Source organism: Ruegeria sp. N11, from assembly GCF_056531525.1.
Genome location: NZ_JBQFLX010000023.1, coordinates 37,497 through 53,464 on the forward strand (window position 1 = coordinate 37,497; position 15,968 = coordinate 53,464).

Annotated in this window: 16 protein-coding genes; 12 read left to right on the plus strand and 4 right to left on the minus strand. The window is 59.7% G+C overall.

Annotated features, from left to right (window positions below):
• The first annotated feature begins 29 nt into the window (after positions 1-29).
• Positions 30-1,544, plus strand: a complete 1,515-nt coding sequence (locus ACR0J8_RS20300; protein ID WP_480891984.1) for a YifB family Mg chelatase-like AAA ATPase — start codon at positions 30-32, stop codon at positions 1,542-1,544.
• On the opposite strand, the gene gshB is transcribed toward ACR0J8_RS20300, so the two are convergent.
• From gshB to rsmI, 3 genes are all read right to left on the minus strand, one after another.
• A complete protein-coding gene (gshB, locus tag ACR0J8_RS20305; protein ID WP_170805755.1) occupies positions 1,541-2,473 on the minus strand; it encodes a glutathione synthase in 933 nt (310 codons plus the stop codon). The genes ACR0J8_RS20300 and gshB overlap by 4 nt on opposite strands.
• Positions 2,474-2,534: 61 nt before the next feature.
• The gene (locus tag ACR0J8_RS20310) at positions 2,535-2,906 is read right to left on the minus strand and encodes a YraN family protein (RefSeq protein WP_480891986.1); all 372 of its coding nucleotides are present in this window, start codon (positions 2,904-2,906) and stop codon (positions 2,535-2,537) included.
• A gap of 1 nt (position 2,907) precedes the next feature.
• Positions 2,908-3,765, minus strand: coding sequence for a 16S rRNA (cytidine(1402)-2'-O)-methyltransferase (gene rsmI, locus ACR0J8_RS20315; RefSeq protein ID WP_480527001.1), 858 nt, complete (start codon positions 3,763-3,765; stop codon positions 2,908-2,910).
• A gap of 88 nt (positions 3,766-3,853) precedes the next feature.
• On the opposite strand from rsmI, the gene ACR0J8_RS20320 reads away from it, so the two are divergent.
• From ACR0J8_RS20320 to murJ, 3 genes are read left to right on the plus strand one after another with little or no spacing between them, the layout of a single operon-like run.
• Positions 3,854-5,026, plus strand: a complete 1,173-nt coding sequence (locus ACR0J8_RS20320; protein WP_170681842.1) for a penicillin-binding protein activator — start codon at positions 3,854-3,856, stop codon at positions 5,024-5,026.
• Positions 4,986-7,784 carry a [protein-PII] uridylyltransferase gene (locus ACR0J8_RS20325; RefSeq protein ID WP_480891990.1) on the plus strand — a complete coding sequence of 933 codons (2,799 nt, stop codon included), beginning with the start codon at positions 4,986-4,988 and terminating at the stop codon, positions 7,782-7,784. The genes ACR0J8_RS20320 and ACR0J8_RS20325 overlap by 41 nt, the downstream gene beginning before the upstream one ends.
• Entirely contained in the window at positions 7,781-9,322 is a 1,542-nt protein-coding gene (murJ, locus tag ACR0J8_RS20330; RefSeq protein ID WP_480527002.1) for a murein biosynthesis integral membrane protein MurJ, read from the plus strand. The genes ACR0J8_RS20325 and murJ overlap by 4 nt, the downstream gene beginning before the upstream one ends.
• Before the next feature lie 4 nt (positions 9,323-9,326).
• Here the strand turns inward: murJ and ACR0J8_RS20335 are convergent, their stop codons facing one another.
• Positions 9,327-10,013, minus strand: coding sequence for a rhomboid family intramembrane serine protease (locus ACR0J8_RS20335; RefSeq protein WP_480891992.1), 687 nt, complete (start codon positions 10,011-10,013; stop codon positions 9,327-9,329).
• 86 nt (positions 10,014-10,099) lie between these two features.
• Between ACR0J8_RS20335 and trpS the strand changes: the two genes are divergently transcribed.
• The 8 genes from trpS to ACR0J8_RS20375 all read left to right on the plus strand — a co-directional run bounded on the left by trpS (position 10,100) and on the right by ACR0J8_RS20375 (position 15,966).
• Positions 10,100-11,128, plus strand: coding sequence for a tryptophan--tRNA ligase (trpS, locus tag ACR0J8_RS20340; protein WP_480527005.1), 1,029 nt, complete (start codon positions 10,100-10,102; stop codon positions 11,126-11,128).
• A gap of 58 nt (positions 11,129-11,186) precedes the next feature.
• Positions 11,187-12,050, plus strand: a complete 864-nt coding sequence (locus ACR0J8_RS20345) for a branched-chain amino acid aminotransferase (RefSeq protein ID WP_480527007.1) — start codon at positions 11,187-11,189, stop codon at positions 12,048-12,050.
• A gap of 77 nt (positions 12,051-12,127) precedes the next feature.
• Entirely contained in the window at positions 12,128-12,583 is a 456-nt protein-coding gene (locus ACR0J8_RS20350) for a universal stress protein (protein ID WP_170615682.1), read from the plus strand.
• Positions 12,584-12,592: 9 nt separating this feature from the next.
• Positions 12,593-13,186, plus strand: a complete 594-nt coding sequence (locus ACR0J8_RS20355; RefSeq protein WP_480527009.1) for a DsbA family protein — start codon at positions 12,593-12,595, stop codon at positions 13,184-13,186.
• Between the two features lie 69 nt (positions 13,187-13,255).
• Complete coding sequence (locus tag ACR0J8_RS20360; RefSeq protein ID WP_480527011.1) at positions 13,256-13,819, plus strand: NifU family protein; 564 nt, start codon at positions 13,256-13,258, stop codon at positions 13,817-13,819.
• Entirely contained in the window at positions 13,809-14,399 is a 591-nt protein-coding gene (gene tsaB, locus ACR0J8_RS20365; protein ID WP_480527013.1) for a tRNA (adenosine(37)-N6)-threonylcarbamoyltransferase complex dimerization subunit type 1 TsaB, read from the plus strand. Before ACR0J8_RS20360 ends, tsaB begins: the two co-directional genes overlap by 11 nt.
• On the plus strand, positions 14,396-14,809 hold the full coding sequence (locus tag ACR0J8_RS20370) for a GNAT family N-acetyltransferase (RefSeq protein WP_170681849.1): 414 nt from the start codon (positions 14,396-14,398) through the stop codon (positions 14,807-14,809). The genes tsaB and ACR0J8_RS20370 overlap by 4 nt, the downstream gene beginning before the upstream one ends.
• A gap of 158 nt (positions 14,810-14,967) precedes the next feature.
• Positions 14,968-15,966: a BMP family lipoprotein gene (locus ACR0J8_RS20375; RefSeq protein WP_170615671.1), complete on the plus strand. Its 999-nt coding sequence runs from the start codon at positions 14,968-14,970 to the stop codon at positions 15,964-15,966.
• The last annotated feature ends 2 nt before the right edge of the window (positions 15,967-15,968 follow it).

Genomic DNA, 15,968 nt, shown 5'->3' on the forward strand with positions numbered 1-15,968 from the left:
ACGTCCTGTTAACCAAAAACAGGAAGACAATGGTTGCCCGCGCCCACACTGTCGCATTTCAAGGGGTTGATGCCCGTCCGGTCGAAGTTCAGTGCGCCGTTTCACCGGGGTTGCCAGCCTTTTCGATCGTAGGCCTGCCGGACAAAGCCGTGTCCGAAGCGCGCGATCGTGTGCGCAGCGCCCTCAGTTCCATGGCCATCGCCCTGCCGTCCAAACGGATCACCATCAACCTGTCGCCCGCCGATTTACCGAAAGAGGGCAGCCATTTCGACCTGCCCATTGCCGTGGCCCTGCTGTCGGCGCTGGAGATCATTCCTGCCGATGCCGCGGAAGGCACAGTTGCGCTGGGCGAGCTGTCCCTGGATGGATCGCTGGTCCCCGTCGTCGGCGCCTTGCCTGCGGCCATGACCGCCGCTGCCGAGGATCGTTCCCTGTTGTGCCCCAAAGCCTCAAGCGCCGAAGCGGCCTGGGTTGATGCTACGCAAGTGATCGGCGCCGAATCTCTGGGCGATGTGGTCCGGCATTTCTCGGGTCAGTCGCCATTGCCGGTCGCGCAGCCCGGCGAAGTGACACTTGCGCCCATTACGCGAGACCTGCGCGATGTGAAGGGGCAGGAACGCGCCAAACGGGCGCTGGAAATTGCTGCGGCGGGGCGACACCACCTGATCATGATCGGCACACCGGGATCGGGCAAATCAATGCTGGCCGCCCGGTTGCCCGGTATCCTGCCACCGCTGACAGCGGTCGAAGCACTGGAAACCTCGATGATCCAGTCCCTGTGCGGCTTGCTGGACGAAGGCGGCATCAACCGCAGCCGCCCCTTTCGCGAACCGCACCACACCGCTTCGATGGCGGCCATCGTCGGCGGCGGAAAGGGTGCCAAACCCGGTGAGATTTCGCTGGCCCATAACGGGGTGCTGTTCATGGATGAGTTCCTCGAGTTTCCGCGCACCGTGCTGGAAACTTTGCGCCAGCCAATCGAAACCGGCGAGGTCATGGTCGCCCGCGCGAATGCGCATGTGAAATACCCTTGCCGGTTCATGCTGGTTGCGGCCGCAAACCCATGCAAATGCGGCTATCTGAGCGATCCTGCGCGTGCCTGTTCGCGGGTTCCGATGTGTGGCGAGGATTACCTGGGGCGCATTTCCGGTCCTTTGATGGATCGTTTTGACCTGCGAATCGAAGTTCCTCCGGTCGGGTTTACCGATCTGGATCTGCCGCCGTCAGGTGACAGTTCGGCTGTGGTTGCAGCGCGCGTGGAACGGGCGCGTGGCATTCAGGCAGCGCGATTTCAGGGAAACCCGTCGGTGCGTCAAAACGCTGATATCGAGGGGGCGCTGCTGGAGGAAGTTGCCGCGCCGGACGCCGAAGGCAGGGAGTTGCTGTTGAAAGCGGCCGAACGGTTTGGACTGTCAGCCCGCGCGTTCCACCGTATCCTGCGCGTTGCGCGCACGATTGCGGATCTCGACGGCGCGCCTGACATCCGCAAACCCCATGTGGCCGAAGCGCTGAGCTTTCGCATCAGCGCCCGGACGATGGCCTAGAGCTTTGCCTCAATTGCGTCCCAGATTTTGCCTGCGACGTTGACCCCGTCGAACCGTTCCAGTTCCTGAATACCGGTGGGCGAGGTGACGTTGATCTCAGTCAGGTAGTCGCCGATCACGTCGATGCCGACAAACACCTGGCCTTTTTCCTTCAGCAGCGGACCGATTTTGGCGCAGATTTCAAGATCCCGGTCGGACAAGCCGATCTTTTCTGGCCGGCCGCCAACATGCATGTTGGACCGTGTCTCGCCCTTTGCTGGAACGCGGTTGATGGCACCAACCGGTTCCCCGTCCACCAGAATCACGCGTTTGTCGCCGTTTTGGACATCGGGCAGGAATTTCTGCACGATCAGAGGTTCACGCGAAAAGCCCGTGAAAAGTTCATGCAGCGAGGTCAGGTTGCGGTCATTGGTATCCAGGCGGAACACACCGGCGCCGCCGTTGCCGTAGAGCGGCTTCAGGATGATGTCGCCATGTTTTTCCTTGAAGGTTTTGATTGTCTCCAGATCCCGCGCAATTGTGGTTGGCGGGGTCAGGTCAGGAAAATCCAGAACCAGCAGTTTTTCCGGGTAGTTGCGCACCCAGAAGGGATCATTCACCACAAGGGCGTGCCCGTTCAGGCGGTCCAACAGGTGCGTGGACGTGATATAGTGCATGTCGAACGGTGGGTCCTGACGCAGCCAGATCACGTCGAAATCGGCCAGATCCACTTCGCGTTCTGGCCCCAGAACCGCGGGATCGCCGGGAACGCGCTGTACCGTCATGTCCCGGCCAAGCGCTGTAATGCGACCTTCCTGATAAGCAAGCTGATCGGGTCCGTAGAAAAACAACTGATGTCCGCGGGCCTGTGCCTCTTCCGCCAGCCTGAACGAACTGTCTGCATTGATGTCCACGGTCCCGATTGGGTCCATCTGAAAGGCGATTTTCATGGCGTATCCCTCGTTTTCTCGCCTGATACATGGCGCAGAGGGGCAGGGGGTTCAATGGCGATCAAACCTGACCGAAGGCGTTTTCGATGATTTGAACCGCTCCGCTCGCGTCGACCAGAGCCGCGTCAATTCGGACATTCGTCAGCTGCCCATTGGGTTCATGCTCCAGAAACTGGGCTGCGGAGGTGTAGATTCGGCTGATCTGGCGGCGGCTGATCCGCGCTGCGGCCTTTTCAAAACTGCTGCTTTTCTTGACTTCGATGAACACGACGCCGTCCGCATCGCGTGCAATCAGGTCGATCTCACCACCGGCCCCGCGCCAACGACGGTGAGTGATTGTGAAACCACGTCGTTCATAATCAGCTGCAACGCACAGTTCCGCAGACTGACCCGCGTGGTAGGAAACTGACCCCCTGACCGAACGACTGGCCATTTCACTCCTTCCCGAGTTTCAGAGCCTTCTGATAGAGGGGGCGGCGCGGCAGTTTGAACATCTGCGAGACAAGATCAGCCGCGTCCCGAACCGAATGGGTTTCCAAGGCTCTTTTCAGAGCCTCTTCTACGTCAGAGTCCTTAACGTTTTGCGAATGGCCGCGATCAACCAGCAAGACAACTTCGCCCTTTACGGTTTCGCCGCGATAGGCTTCGGCCAGATCGCCAAGCGTGCCGCGCCGGACCTCTTCAAATTTCTTGGTCAGTTCGCGGCACAGCGCGGCCTGACGGTCGGGTCCAAGACCCTCGGCCAGATCGGACAGGCTGGCGGCGACGCGCTTTGGTGATTCGTAGAACACCAGCGTACCGGGTATGTCGCGCAGCGCCTCTATCCGGCTGCGGCGCGCGCCCGAGGCATTGGGAAGAAAGCCTGCAAAAAAGAACGCATCCGTGGGCAAACCGGCAAGCGTCAAGGCCATCAGGGCCGCAGAAGGTCCCGGGGCACAGGTCACGGAATGCCCGGCCTCGGCCGCCTGTCGTCCAAGATCGTAGCCGGGGTCGGCAATCAGCGGCATCCCGGCTTCGGATGCGTAGGCCACCGACAATCCCTGCGCCAGGGCGTCCAGGATTTTCTGGCGCGCGCCTGCACTGCTGTGGTCGTGGTAGGCCTGGATACGCCGCCCTTCCAAGGGGATTCCATGAATCTCCATCAGGCGCCGCAGGCTGCGGGTGTCTTCGGCGGCGATCATGTCAACCGAGGCCAGTACATCCAGCGCCCTGAGCGTGATGTCGCGCGCCGTTCCGATCGGAGTGGCAACAAAATACAATCCCGCGCCTAATCTGACCTTCTGGAAATTCAAAGCTGGACCCTCACTGCATGACGTTTATTATCGCGGCTCAATAGAATAGCAGCGTTCCAAGCCGCCGGATCAGGGAGTTTTCATTTAGATGTTTACCGTTTGCAAGCCCGTTCGCAAGTTGGCGAAATCCGCCGTTGTCCTCGCCACTGCCGCGCTTCTGGCCGCTTGTGAGCCCGGCGGTCTGGGTGGGGGTCCTTCGATCAACGCATCCAAACCGGTGCCTGTCGCCCTGCTGGTTCCACGCGGATCGGCGCAATCGGGGGATGCGGCATTGGCCCAAAGCCTTGAAAACGCCGCCCGTCTGGCCATGGCTGATCTTCAGAATGTGCAGATTGATCTTCGGGTTTATGACACTGCAGGAAACGCGGGTATCGCCGGCACGGTGGCCAAACAGGCCGTGGATGACGGTGCGAAGATCATCATCGGCCCGGTTTACGCGCAGGCAGCCAATGCCGCCGGTTTGGCCGTTCTGGACAAAAGCATAAATGTTCTGTCCTTTTCCAACAACACCAGCGTCGCCGGTGGAAACGTGTTTGTGCTAGGACCGACCTTTGAAAACACGGCTGGTCGGCTGGTGAATTACGCGGCCCAGCAGGGCAAAACCGGAATGGTCGTCGTTCACAGTAACGATGGGGCAGGTCAGCAGGGCCAAACCGCAATTATTTCAGCCCTCAGCACAAGCCGGGTCAACAATGCGGGTTCGGTTGGATTTGACCGCTCGCAGCAGGGCGTCATCGGCTCGGTTCCCACGATTAAGGCGACGGTCGACGCAACCGGGGCCGATTCGATCTTTCTGACGGCGACCACCGCCGGTGCCTTGCCGCTGTTCAGCCAGTTGCTGCCCGAGGCCGGCATTTCCCCGGCCACGACGCAATTCATCGGGCTGACACGTTGGGATATTCCGCCGCAAACACTGGAATTGCCGGGTGTGCAGGGCGGCTGGTTTGCCTTGCCGGATCCGGCAAAGGCACAAGCCTATCGCCAGCGGTACAATGCGACCTATGGCGAGGCACCGCACCCGATCAGCGGTTTGGCCTATGATGGCATCGCGGCCATCGGCGCATTGGTCGGGCAGGGAAAATCGGACGCGCTGACAGGTGCCGCGCTTACTCAGAATGCTGGGTTTCAGGGCGTTGGCGGCATCTTCCGTCTGCGATCGAACGGAACAAATGAACGTGGTCTGGCGGTTGCCACGATCCAGAACAAACAGGTGGTTGTGATTGACCCTGCTCCACAAAGCTTTGCAGGCGCCGGTCTCTGAGCCCGAAGGCAGCCTGATCTGCCCGGCAAACGAGATTTTTGACAGTGAGGGCGTCAGTGCCCGTTTGTCCGAAGCCTTCGATAACTGCAATGACAATGCTGAAATGCGCGCGGAAACCGTGCGCGTTTTGCGTGATGCGCAGAAGGCCGGACGCACGGCCATCGCCAATGCGTTTGCGGAGCAACCCTTTGCCGCGCGACCACTGACGCGATCGTACACCTACCTGACGGACCAGTTGGTCGGAACCGCGATGCTGGTCTCCGGCCGGTATCTTCACCCGTTGGCAAATCCGACCCAGGGTGAAAAGATCGCAGTTCTGGCGGTCGGAGGGTATGGCCGCGGTGAAATGGCCCCGTCATCCGACGTCGATCTGCTGTTTCTGACCCCCTACAAGATCACCGCCTGGGCCGAGAGCGTGATCGAATCCATGCTCTACATCCTTTGGGATCTGCGATTGAAGGTCGGGCATTCATCGCGCACGATCCGGGATTGCCTGCGTTTGGGCGCGGATGATTTCACGATCCGCACTTCGATGCTCGAGCAGCGGTACCTTGCCGGGGACAGGGAATTGGCGACGGGGCTGGAAGAGCGCCTGAAAGCCGACCTGTTCAAGGGCAGCGAGCGTGAATTCATCGAAGCCAAGTTGCAGGAGCGGGACGCACGACACCTCAAGCAAGGGCAGCGATATATGGTCGAGCCCAATGTGAAAGAGGGTAAAGGCGGTCTGCGCGATTTGCAGTCATTGTACTGGATCGCCAAGTACATCTATGGTGTTCACGACGTGGCCGAGCTTGTTCCGCTTGGCTTGTTTACACCTGATGAATTCAAGGGCTTTGTCGAGGCCGAGGAGTTCCTTTGGGCTGTCCGGTCGCATCTGCATCTGATCACGGGTCGCGCGACCGAGCAGCTGACCTTTGATCTGCAGGTCGAGGTTGCCGACCGCATGGGCTATCAGGACCGCGCCGGTCGGCGAGCGGTCGAGGTGTTCATGCAGCGCTATTTCCGCGAAGCAACGCGGGTCGGAGAACTGACGCGGATCTTTCTGACCAAGCTGGAGGCCGCGCATGTAAAAGGTGCGCCGCTGCTGGAACGCATCTTTCGCCGCCGCCGCCGTGTCAAATCAGGCTACACGGTGGTGCATGGCCGTCTGGATGTTGGTGACCCGGACAAGTTTCTGTCCGACAAACTGAACCTGCTGCGTCTGTTTGAGGAGGGGTTGCGGACCGGGATGCTGATCCACCCGGATGCAATGCGCCTGGTCACGGCCAACCTGCATCTGATCGACGATGAAATGCGCAATGACAAAGAGGCGCAGCGCATCTTCCTCGACCTGATGCTGAAACACGGCAACCCGGAACGCGCCCTGCGCCGGATGAACGAGCTTGGTGTGTTGTCGGCCTTCCTGCCCGAGTTCGAGCCTATCGTGGCGATGATGCAGTTCAATATGTATCACAGCTATACGGTGGACGAGCACACCATACAGTGCATCGTCAACCTGGCGCAGATCGAACGCGGAGAGTTGGTTGAATCGCTGCCGCTGGCCTCGTCGATCCTGAAAGGGGGCGTCAATCGCAAGGTTCTGTATGTGGCGCTGCTGTTGCATGACATTGCCAAGGGGCGGCCTGAAGATCACTCGATTCTCGGCGCCCAGATGGCCCGCAAGATTGCGCCGCGTCTCGGGTTGAACAAGTCAGACACCGAAACGGTCGAATGGCTTGTGCGTTATCACCTGCTGATGTCGGACATGGCACAAAAACGCGATATCTCCGACCCGCGCACGGTGCGCGATTTTGCCAAGGCGGTGCAGACAGTCAAACGGCTGGACCTTCTGACGGTGCTGACGGTTTGTGACATTCGCGGCGTCGGCCCAGATACATGGAACAACTGGAAGGCCACCCTGTTGCGCGCGCTGCATGCCGAAACAAAACGCGCGCTGGAAACGGGGATGGAGGATCTGAACCGGGCCAACCGCGGGGCCGAGGCCAAGAAGGCGCTGCGAGTTGCGCTGGACGACTGGTCCAAGGCCGACCTAAAAACCGAAACCGGACGGCACTACGATCCTTACTGGCAAGGTCTCAATCTTTCGACCCACATCGAATTTGCCGAGATGCTTCAGGCCTTGGAAACCAGCGGCGACCCCGGAGCGATGGAAATCCGCCTGCACCCGGACGAAGACCGCGATGCCACCCGCGCCTGTTTCGCCATGGGCGATCACCCCGGAATTTTCGCGCGGATTGCCGGCGCGCTGGCGCTGGTCGGGGCCAACGTCGTGGATGCACGCAGTTATACGACCAAGGACGGCTATGTGACCGATGCGTTCTGGATACAGGATGCCGAAGGCCACCCGTTTGAAGCCAGCCGCCTGCCGCGCCTGACCCAGATGATCCACAAAACCCTCAAGGGTGAGGTGGTGGCGCGCGATGCGCTGAAATCGCGGGACAAGATCAAAAAACGCGAACGCGCCTTCAACGTTCCGACTCACATCATGTTCGACAATGACGGGTCTGAAATTTACACGATCATCGAGGTCGATACCCGCGACCGCCCCGGTTTGCTGTTCGACCTGACCCGAACCCTAGCGGCATCCAACGTGTATATCGCCAATGCTGTGATCGCGACCTACGGCGAACAGGTGGTCGACACCTTCTATGTCAAGGATATGTTCGGGTTGAAATACTATTCGGAAAGCAAACAGCGCGGGCTGGAAGCCAAGCTGCGCAAAGCGATCACCGAAGGCGCCGAGCGCGCGGCCTCATGAAGCAGATCCGCCTGTTTTCGGGCCTGTTCACGGTCGGCTTCTGGACGCTTGCCAGCCGCATCCTTGGATTTCTGCGCGAAATCCTTCTGGCGGCCTATATTGGTCCGGGACCGGTCATGGATGCATTTGTCGCTGCCTTCCGCCTGCCCAACATGTTCCGCCGCTTCTTCGCCGAAGGCGCGTTCAACGCAGCGTTTGTTCCGATGTTCTCAAAGCGCCTTGAGGGCGGCGAGAACGCACAAGAGTTTGCGCAGGACGCCTTCAACCTGCTGGCGTTGGCTGTGTTGGCGCTGGTCGGCCTCGCCATGGTCTTCATGCCCGCGCTGGTCTGGGTCACGGCCGAGGGCTTCTATGGCGACGAACGTTTCGATCTGGCGGTGGACTATGGGTATATCGTCTTTCCCTACATCCTATTCATGTCGCTGGCCGCCTTGTTTTCGGGTGTCCTGAACGCGACGGGCCGGTTTGCCGCCGCTGCGGCCGCGCCGGTGTTGCTGAACATCTTTGCCTGTTCGGCCCTTATTCTTGGTGCTGTATCCGGTGGCGAAGTCATCCGCTGGCTGCTGGCGGTCATTCCGGCGGCCGGTGTCGCACAGTTGGCGCTGGTCTGGGTCGCAACCGAGCGCGCAGGTATCCGTATTCGTCCCGGGCTTCCCAAGCTCAGCCCTGAGATGCGCAATCTGGTTCGTGTCGCGGTTCCTGCTGCTTTGGCGATGGGCGTGACGCAGGTCAACCTGGTGGTGGGCCAGTTGGTGGCGTCGAAAACCGAAAAAGCCGTCAGCTGGCTGTTTGCGGCAGACCGGTTGTACCAATTGCCATTGGGTGTGGTGGGCATCGCTGTGGGCATCGTGCTGCTGCCCGATCTTTCGCGCCGCATGCGCGCGGACGACAAGGACGGTGCGCGCAACGCCTTCTCCCGTGCGGGCGAATTCACGCTGCTTCTGACCATCCCATCGACCGTGGCGTTTGTGATCATTCCCACGCCACTGGTGTCGGTGCTGTTCGAGCGGGGCCAGTTCGGCCCCGAAGACACAGCCGCCACGGCGCTGGCCGTTGCGATTTACGGGGTCGGTCTGCCGGCCTTCATGCTGCAAAAGCTGCTGCAACCGCTGTTCTTCGCCCGGGAAAACACCCGCACGCCGTTTCACTACGCGGTGGTGGCCATGATCGTGAATGCTGCCCTGGCCTTTGGCCTGTATCCGGTGGTGGGCTGGATCGCGCCCGCCATTGCGGCTTCGGCTGCCGGGTGGGCGATGGTGGCGCTACTGGCCATCGGCGCACGCCGGATGGGGGAAGAGGCCCGCTTTGACGCCCGCTTCAAGCGCCGTGCATGGCGGATCGTCGCGGCCTCGGTTGGAATGGGCGTTGTGTTGTTTGTTGCGCTGCACCTGTTCGGCTGGGTCTTTGCCCTGCCCGGATGGCGTTATCCGGCCCTGTTCCTGCTGATTGCGATTGCCGCGATCACCTATTTCGCGCTGGGCCACCTGTTGCGGGCTTTTGAAGTATCGGAATTCAGGCGCGCCTTGCGCCGGTCCTGATCCGTCAGTCGCGCCGGATGCGCCCGACAATCCGGGCCCATCCGCCCGGGGCCAAAAAGAATGACAGGCCAAAGCCGGTGGCAAACCCGCCCAGATCGGCGACCCAGTCGGACGTGCCGCCAAACAGCAGGCCGAACAGCAGTTGGATGCCCATCAGCACGGCAATCAGGCTGAAAGCGCGTGACTGGTTTTCGCCGACCAGCGACAGTTTGCGCCACAGCAGCCAGGTGAACGCGCCGATCAGACCGTAGACCGGTGGGAACCCGCCGACCAACGGGTAGCGGGGATCCAGGATCAGCGCATAGGCCAGTGCACCGCCGACACCTGACAGCACAAAGATCAACAGCATGGGAAAGCCGCCAAACACCTCGGCCACCATTTTGCCCATGGCCAGCACGAACACGCAGACAAAAATGGCCTGCGTGAAATTGGCCGAGACAAAGGGATAGGTCACGAACCGGATAACATGTTCGAAGGGCCACCGCCCGTTTTGAACCATCCAGTCGAATATGTCCGGCGAGAAGGCATAGCTTTGCAGCGCGTCCAGCCGCCATCCGACAGCCGAAGGTCCGCCGACGATCCCGCGCGTACCAAGGGAAAACGCCAGTTCGATACCCATGATGAACAACACCAGCGCCACAACGACAGGCGGCAGAGGGTTCACGGCAGGTGTATATTGTTCGCTGCTCATTGGGCGGGCCTTTCGCGGCTGTTGACGTCCCTTGACCTCATGGGTAAGCGACGGGGGCTGATTTTTCCAGACGGGAGTTCCCTTCGATGACCGAAACTCAATTCACGCCGCGCGTGTTTTCCGGCATCCAGCCTTCGGGAAACCTGCACCTTGGCAACTACCTGGGTGCGCTCAAGCGTTTTGTGGATATGCAGGGCCCTGAGTTCGAAACCATCTATTGCATGGTCGACCTGCACGCGATCACCGTCTGGCAAGACCCGGAGCGTCTGCGCGAAAAGACCCGCGAAGTCTGCGCGGGTTTCATCGCCGCCGGTCTTGATCCGGAAAAGTCGATCCTTTTCAACCAGAGCCAAGTGGCCGAACACACGCAGCTTGCGTGGATCTTCAACTGTATCGCCCGGATGGGTTGGATGCAGCGGATGACGCAATTCAAGGACAAGGCGGGCAAGAATGCGCAAAACGCTTCGCTGGGTCTGTTTGCCTATCCTGCGCTGATGGCGGCGGACATTCTGACCTATCACGCAACCCATGTGCCTGTGGGAGAGGATCAGAAACAGCATCTGGAACTGACCCGTGACATCGCGATCAAGTTCAATCACGACTATGGGGTGGATTTCTTTCCTGTGACCAAACCGGTCATCGGTGGTGCTGCGCCGCGCGTGATGAACCTGCGCGACGGAACGCGCAAGATGTCGTCTTCGGATCCGTCCGACATGACCCGGATCAACATGACCGATGACGCCGACGCGATCGCCAAGAAGATTCGCAAGGCCAAGACAGACCCGGATGCGCTGCCGTCCGAGATCGACGGGCTGGCAGAACGCCCGGAGGCGCGCAATCTGGTGAACATCTATGCCGCCCTCAGCGACCAGACTGCCGAGCAGGTTCTGGCCGAAGCAGGCGGCAAGCAGTTTGGCGAGTTCAAACCGATGCTGGCCGAACTGGCGGTGTCGAAGCTGGCGCCGATCTCGTCCGAGATGGCCCGACTGATGGGCGAAGAGGCCGAGATCGACCAGATTTTGGCACGGGGCGCAGAGAAGGCGCGCGCGATTGCAGCTCCGATCCTGCAGCAGACCTACGAAATCGTGGGCATGGTCGGCGCCAAACAGGGCTGATTACGCTGGACGTTGCCTCAACGCCTTCCTAGGTTTGCCATAAGCTAGGGAGGGCGCCATGGCAGTCGGCAAGAATATCCGTACCTATTTCGAGGGTCAGTGGCATGACGGGGATGCCCCGATCATGCGCGCGGCCGATCACGGTGCTTGGCTGGGATCGGCCGTCTTTGATGGGGCGCGGTATTTTGATGGCATGGCCCCGGATCTTGAGGCGCATTGTGCCCGCGTGAATCGCTCGGCCGAGGCGCTTATGCTGACGCCATTCGTAACCACTGATCAAATGATCGGGATTGTCCTCGAGGGGTTGGAAGGCTATAGCCCCGATGCCGCTGTCTATATCCGTCCGATGTACTGGGGTATTGATGGCGACGCGACCGCGATCGTTCCGCAGGAAAACAGCACCGGTTTCGCGGTCTGCCTGGAAGAAATTCCGATGGCGCCCGAGACTGCCTCGGCAACGCTGGGCACCACACGATTCCGTCGCCCGGTATTGGAATCCGCAGTCGTGAATGCCAAGGCCGGCTGTCTTTACCCCAACAACGCCCGGATGTTGCAGGAGGTGCGCGGAAAAGGGTTTTCAAATGCGCTTGTCACCGACGCCCTTGGACATGTGGCGGAAACCGCAACGGCCAACATTTTCATGGTTCGCGACGGCGAGGTGTTCACACCCACCCCAAATGGAACCTTTTTGGCCGGGATCACGCGCGCCCGTCATATCAAGAACCTGAGGGCGGACGGCGTCACTGTGCACGAAGCCATCCTGAGCTTTGATGACTTCCACAACGCTGACGAAGTGTTCATGACCGGGAACATGAACAAGGTCACACCGGTCACGGCACTGGAAGATACCCGGTATCAGGTCGGCCCGATTTCCCGCCGCGCCCGTGAGTTGTATTGGGACTGGGCCGCCAGCAACCGCTAACACGTCAATGCGGCGCGCTTCCGAGTTGCCAGTATCCCCACTGTCGGGCATGATCCCGGAAACAAAAGAGGATACAAATGCGTAAGTTCCTGGTCATACTTGACGACAGCCGCGAATGCCTGAATGCCATGCGTTTCGCGGCAATGCGTGCGGCGCATACCGGCGGAGGGGTAACGGTTCTGTCGGTCATCCCTCCGGATGAGTTCAACCACTGGATCGGTGTGGCGGAAGTCATGCGGGAAGAAGCGCGCGAGCGCATTCACGCACATTTCGAGGTGTTTGCGAAATGGATGCGCGACAAGCAGGGTATCGAACCCGAACTGGCCATCCGCGAAGGCGATCCGGTGCCGCAGATCATTGAACATGTCCAGTCGGACCCTGAAATCGGGGTACTTGTTCTGGGTGCGGGGGTTGAAAAGAAAGGGCCCGGTCCGCTGGTGACGCAACTCACACGCAATTCCGGCAGTCTTCCGATCCCGATCACCATCGTGCCCGGGGATCTGAGCAAGGAAAAGCTGGAAGCTATTACCTGAGGCCCCAACATGACCCGCCGTATTCAATTCTGGTTCGAATTTGCTTCGACCTATTCCTATCTCAGTGCGATGCGGGTTGAACAGGTGGCGGCGCAAAAAGGGGTTGCCGTGGATTGGCAGCCCTTTCTTCTGGGTCCGATTTTCGCGGCGCAGGGATGGGACAATTCTCCGTTCAATATCTATCCCGCCAAAGGGCGCTACATGTGGCGTGATATGGAACGTCTGTGCAAAAAGCGCGGGTTGGCTTTCGTGCATCCGAACCCATTTCCCCAAAACGGAGTTCTGGCCGCCCGGCTGGTTCTGGCCATCGAGGATCAGGACCAAAAAGCGGCATTTGTGCGCGCTGTGTACCAAGCAGAATTTGCCGACGGGCGCACAATCTCGGACGAAAGCGTGCTGGCTGATTGTCTTGTCGTTGCCGGGTTGCGCAGCGATATGATTGCGCGATCAAAGGATCCGGCTATCAAGGAAGCTTTGTTCGAACAGTCCAAGCGCGCTCAGGCCCTGGACCTGTTCGGGGCGCCCAGTTTTGTAGCAGGCGACGAGCTGTTCTGGGGGGATGACCGGCTGGAGGATGCGGTCGATTTTGCCAGTATGATTTAGAATCGTTCCAAATCTTGACTTCCACGGCGCCTGCCCGCATATCAGGTACAACCCAACCGGAGCCGCGCCATGTTCATTCAAACCGAATCGACGCCCAACCCTGCAACATTGAAATTCCTGCCCGGTCAAACCGTTCTGGAAGCGGGTACGGCAGACTTCCCGACCGCCGAAGCTGCCGAGAAGTCACCTTTGGCCAAGCGGATCTTTGAGGTGAACGGCGTTACCGGAGTTTTCTTCGGCAATGATTTTGTAACAGCCACGAAGTCTGACGACGTGCAGTGGGATCACATCAAGCCCGCAATTCTGGGCGCGGTGATGGAACACTACCAGTCCGGTCAGCCGGTTATGGGCGCAGACGCCGCAACCGCTTCGGGGCACGCCGAACATACCGGCGAGGACGCGGAAATCGTCAATCAGATCAAAGACCTGCTGGACAGCCGCGTGCGTCCGGCCGTGGCACAGGATGGTGGGGACATCACCTTTCACGGCTTTGACCGCGGTGTCGTATATCTGCATATGCAAGGCGCCTGTGCGGGCTGCCCATCGTCGACCCTGACCCTGAAAATGGGGATCGAGAACCTGCTGCGTCACTACATCCCCGAAGTGACCGAGGTGCGCCCGGTTGCCGTCTGATCCGATCATACTGGCATTCGACACATCGGCCGCGCATTGCGCGGCCGCTTTGTTGCGGGACGGTGAAATCGTGACCTCCTGCGCTGAACCCATGACGCGCGGCCAGGCGGAACGCCTGATGCCTCTGCTGCACGAGGTTCTGGCCCTGGGCGGGCGTACTTGGGCGGATTTGGATGCGATCGGCGTTGGCATAGGTCCGGGCAATTTCACCGGAATCCGAATCTCGGTTTCTGCCGCACGCGGTTTGGCGCTGGGCCTGGGAATTCCGGCCGTCGGCGTGACGGGATTCGATGCCCTGGCCGAATTTGCGCCTCAGGGCAGCATCCCTGCGATTCGCGCGCCGCGAGAGCAGGTTTATGTTTCCTTGCATGATTCTGACCCGGAACTGATTGGCCAAGAGACGGCAGAAACGTTTGGAGCCCTGGTTCTGAACGACAACGCGGATTTGCAAGCCCGCGCGATTGCCCGGATTACGTCGCGTCGCTGGCAGTCTGTATCAGAGGCACCAGCGCCGCTCTATATCCGTGCGGCCGATGCGGCCCCATCGAAAGATCTGCCTCCGGTGTTGCTGGACGAATGAAACCGCAGGATCTTGCAAGGACGCATGCCGCGGCTTTTACCCGAGCCCGCCCGTGGAGCGCCCAGGAGTTTTGTGATCTTCTGGAAAACAGATTCACGCATGTTGTTGGAAATGAAAGATCATTTGCCGTCATTCAGGTTATTGCCGATCAGGCGGAGCTTTTGACGATTGCAACTCACCCGGCCTATCAAAGGCAGGGTCTTGCAAGGCAATGCATGAAAGACTGGCACAACAAGGCAAAAAAACTGGGTGCCACTCATACTTTTCTAGACGTAGCGGCCGACAATTTGCCGGCAATTTCCCTCTATCAGAGCTGTGGTTACAAGGTCTGCGGTCTGCGTAAGGGGTATTACCTTCATGAAAACAATCAGAAGCTCGATGCAATCCAAATGGAATGCCGCCTGATCTGAAGGCAGGCAAGTTTTTTACCGATTGGTCAAATTAGTGGTTGACCATGGCTGTTGCAAACGGCCTTAATTCCCGCCATCACAACAGTTATGCTCGCTCTGAGTGGGTAAAGGGGGCTATCTTGGCTCCAGCCGACAAAAAAACAAAACGGGAGTAACCAATGACCCTGATGAAATCCTTGATGGGTGCCGCAGCCGCAGTCGCGATGACAGCGGGTGCCGCAATTGCAGAACCGGCCCTGATCTTTGACCTGGGTGGTAAGTTCGACAAATCGTTCAACGAAGCGGCCCATAACGGCGCGTCACGTTGGGCCAATCAGACCGGCGGTACCTACCGCGAGATCGAGCTTCAGTCCGAAGCCCAGCGCGAGCAGGCCCTGCGCCGCTTTGCCGAAGCCGGTGCCAACCCGATCATCACCATGGGTTTTGCAATGGCCGATCCGCTGTCTGCTGTTGCAGGCGACTATCCGGACACCAAGTTCGTCGCGGTTGACGTAACCTGGCTGGACGCGCCGAACATCCGTCAGATCGGCTTTGCCGAGCATGAAGGCTCGTATTTGGTCGGCATGATGGCCGCGATGGCGTCCAAGTCCGGCACCGTCGGCTTTATCGGCGGCATGGACATTCCGCTGATCCGCCACTTCGGTTGCGGCTATGCACAGGGCGCCAAGGCCGTGAACCCGGACATCAACGTGGTAGCCAACATGACCGGCACCACCCCGGCCGCATGGAACGACCCTGTAAAGGGTTCGGAACTGACCAAAGCCCAGATCAGCCAGGGCGCTGATGTAATCTATGCGGCTGCCGGCGGCACCGGTGTTGGCGTTCTGCAAACTGCGGCGGACGAAGGCATCCTGTCGATCGGCGTGGACAGCAATCAGAACCACCTGCACCCGGGCAAGGTCCTGACATCGATGCTGAAACGTGTGGACGTTGCTGTTTATGAAGCGATGAAAGCGGGTGAAGACCTTGAAACCGGCGTATTCGCCATGGGTCTGGCCGAAGACGGAGTTGGCGTCGCAATCGACGATAACAACCGCGAGCTGGTTCACCCCCAGATGGCTGATGCCGTAGAAGCTGCACGTCGTGGCATCATCGACGGGGACATCTCTGTTGTCAGCTACTACGAGAACGACAGCTGCCCGGCACTGCAGTTCTGATA

Bases quoted from the DNA above. Each gene is read 5' to 3' on its own strand.
- gshB (WP_170805755.1), bottom strand. From the start codon at position 2,473: ATGAAAATCGCCTTTCAGATGGACCCAATCGGGACCGTGGACATCAAT.
- ACR0J8_RS20355 (WP_480527009.1), top strand. From the start codon at position 12,593: ATGACCCGCCGTATTCAATTCTGGTTCGAATTTGCTTCGACCTATTCC.
- ACR0J8_RS20300 (WP_480891984.1), top strand. From the start codon at position 30: ATGGTTGCCCGCGCCCACACTGTCGCATTTCAAGGGGTTGATGCCCGT.
- ACR0J8_RS20370 (WP_170681849.1), top strand. From the start codon at position 14,396: ATGAAACCGCAGGATCTTGCAAGGACGCATGCCGCGGCTTTTACCCGA.
- trpS (WP_480527005.1), top strand. From the start codon at position 10,100: ATGACCGAAACTCAATTCACGCCGCGCGTGTTTTCCGGCATCCAGCCT.
- ACR0J8_RS20375 (WP_170615671.1), top strand. From the start codon at position 14,968: ATGACCCTGATGAAATCCTTGATGGGTGCCGCAGCCGCAGTCGCGATG.
- ACR0J8_RS20350 (WP_170615682.1), top strand. From the start codon at position 12,128: ATGCGTAAGTTCCTGGTCATACTTGACGACAGCCGCGAATGCCTGAAT.
- ACR0J8_RS20310 (WP_480891986.1), bottom strand. From the start codon at position 2,906: ATGGCCAGTCGTTCGGTCAGGGGGTCAGTTTCCTACCACGCGGGTCAG.
- murJ (WP_480527002.1), top strand. From the start codon at position 7,781: ATGAAGCAGATCCGCCTGTTTTCGGGCCTGTTCACGGTCGGCTTCTGG.
- ACR0J8_RS20360 (WP_480527011.1), top strand. From the start codon at position 13,256: ATGTTCATTCAAACCGAATCGACGCCCAACCCTGCAACATTGAAATTC.
- ACR0J8_RS20335 (WP_480891992.1), bottom strand. From the start codon at position 10,013: ATGAGCAGCGAACAATATACACCTGCCGTGAACCCTCTGCCGCCTGTC.
- ACR0J8_RS20345 (WP_480527007.1), top strand. From the start codon at position 11,187: ATGGCAGTCGGCAAGAATATCCGTACCTATTTCGAGGGTCAGTGGCAT.
- ACR0J8_RS20320 (WP_170681842.1), top strand. From the start codon at position 3,854: ATGTTTACCGTTTGCAAGCCCGTTCGCAAGTTGGCGAAATCCGCCGTT.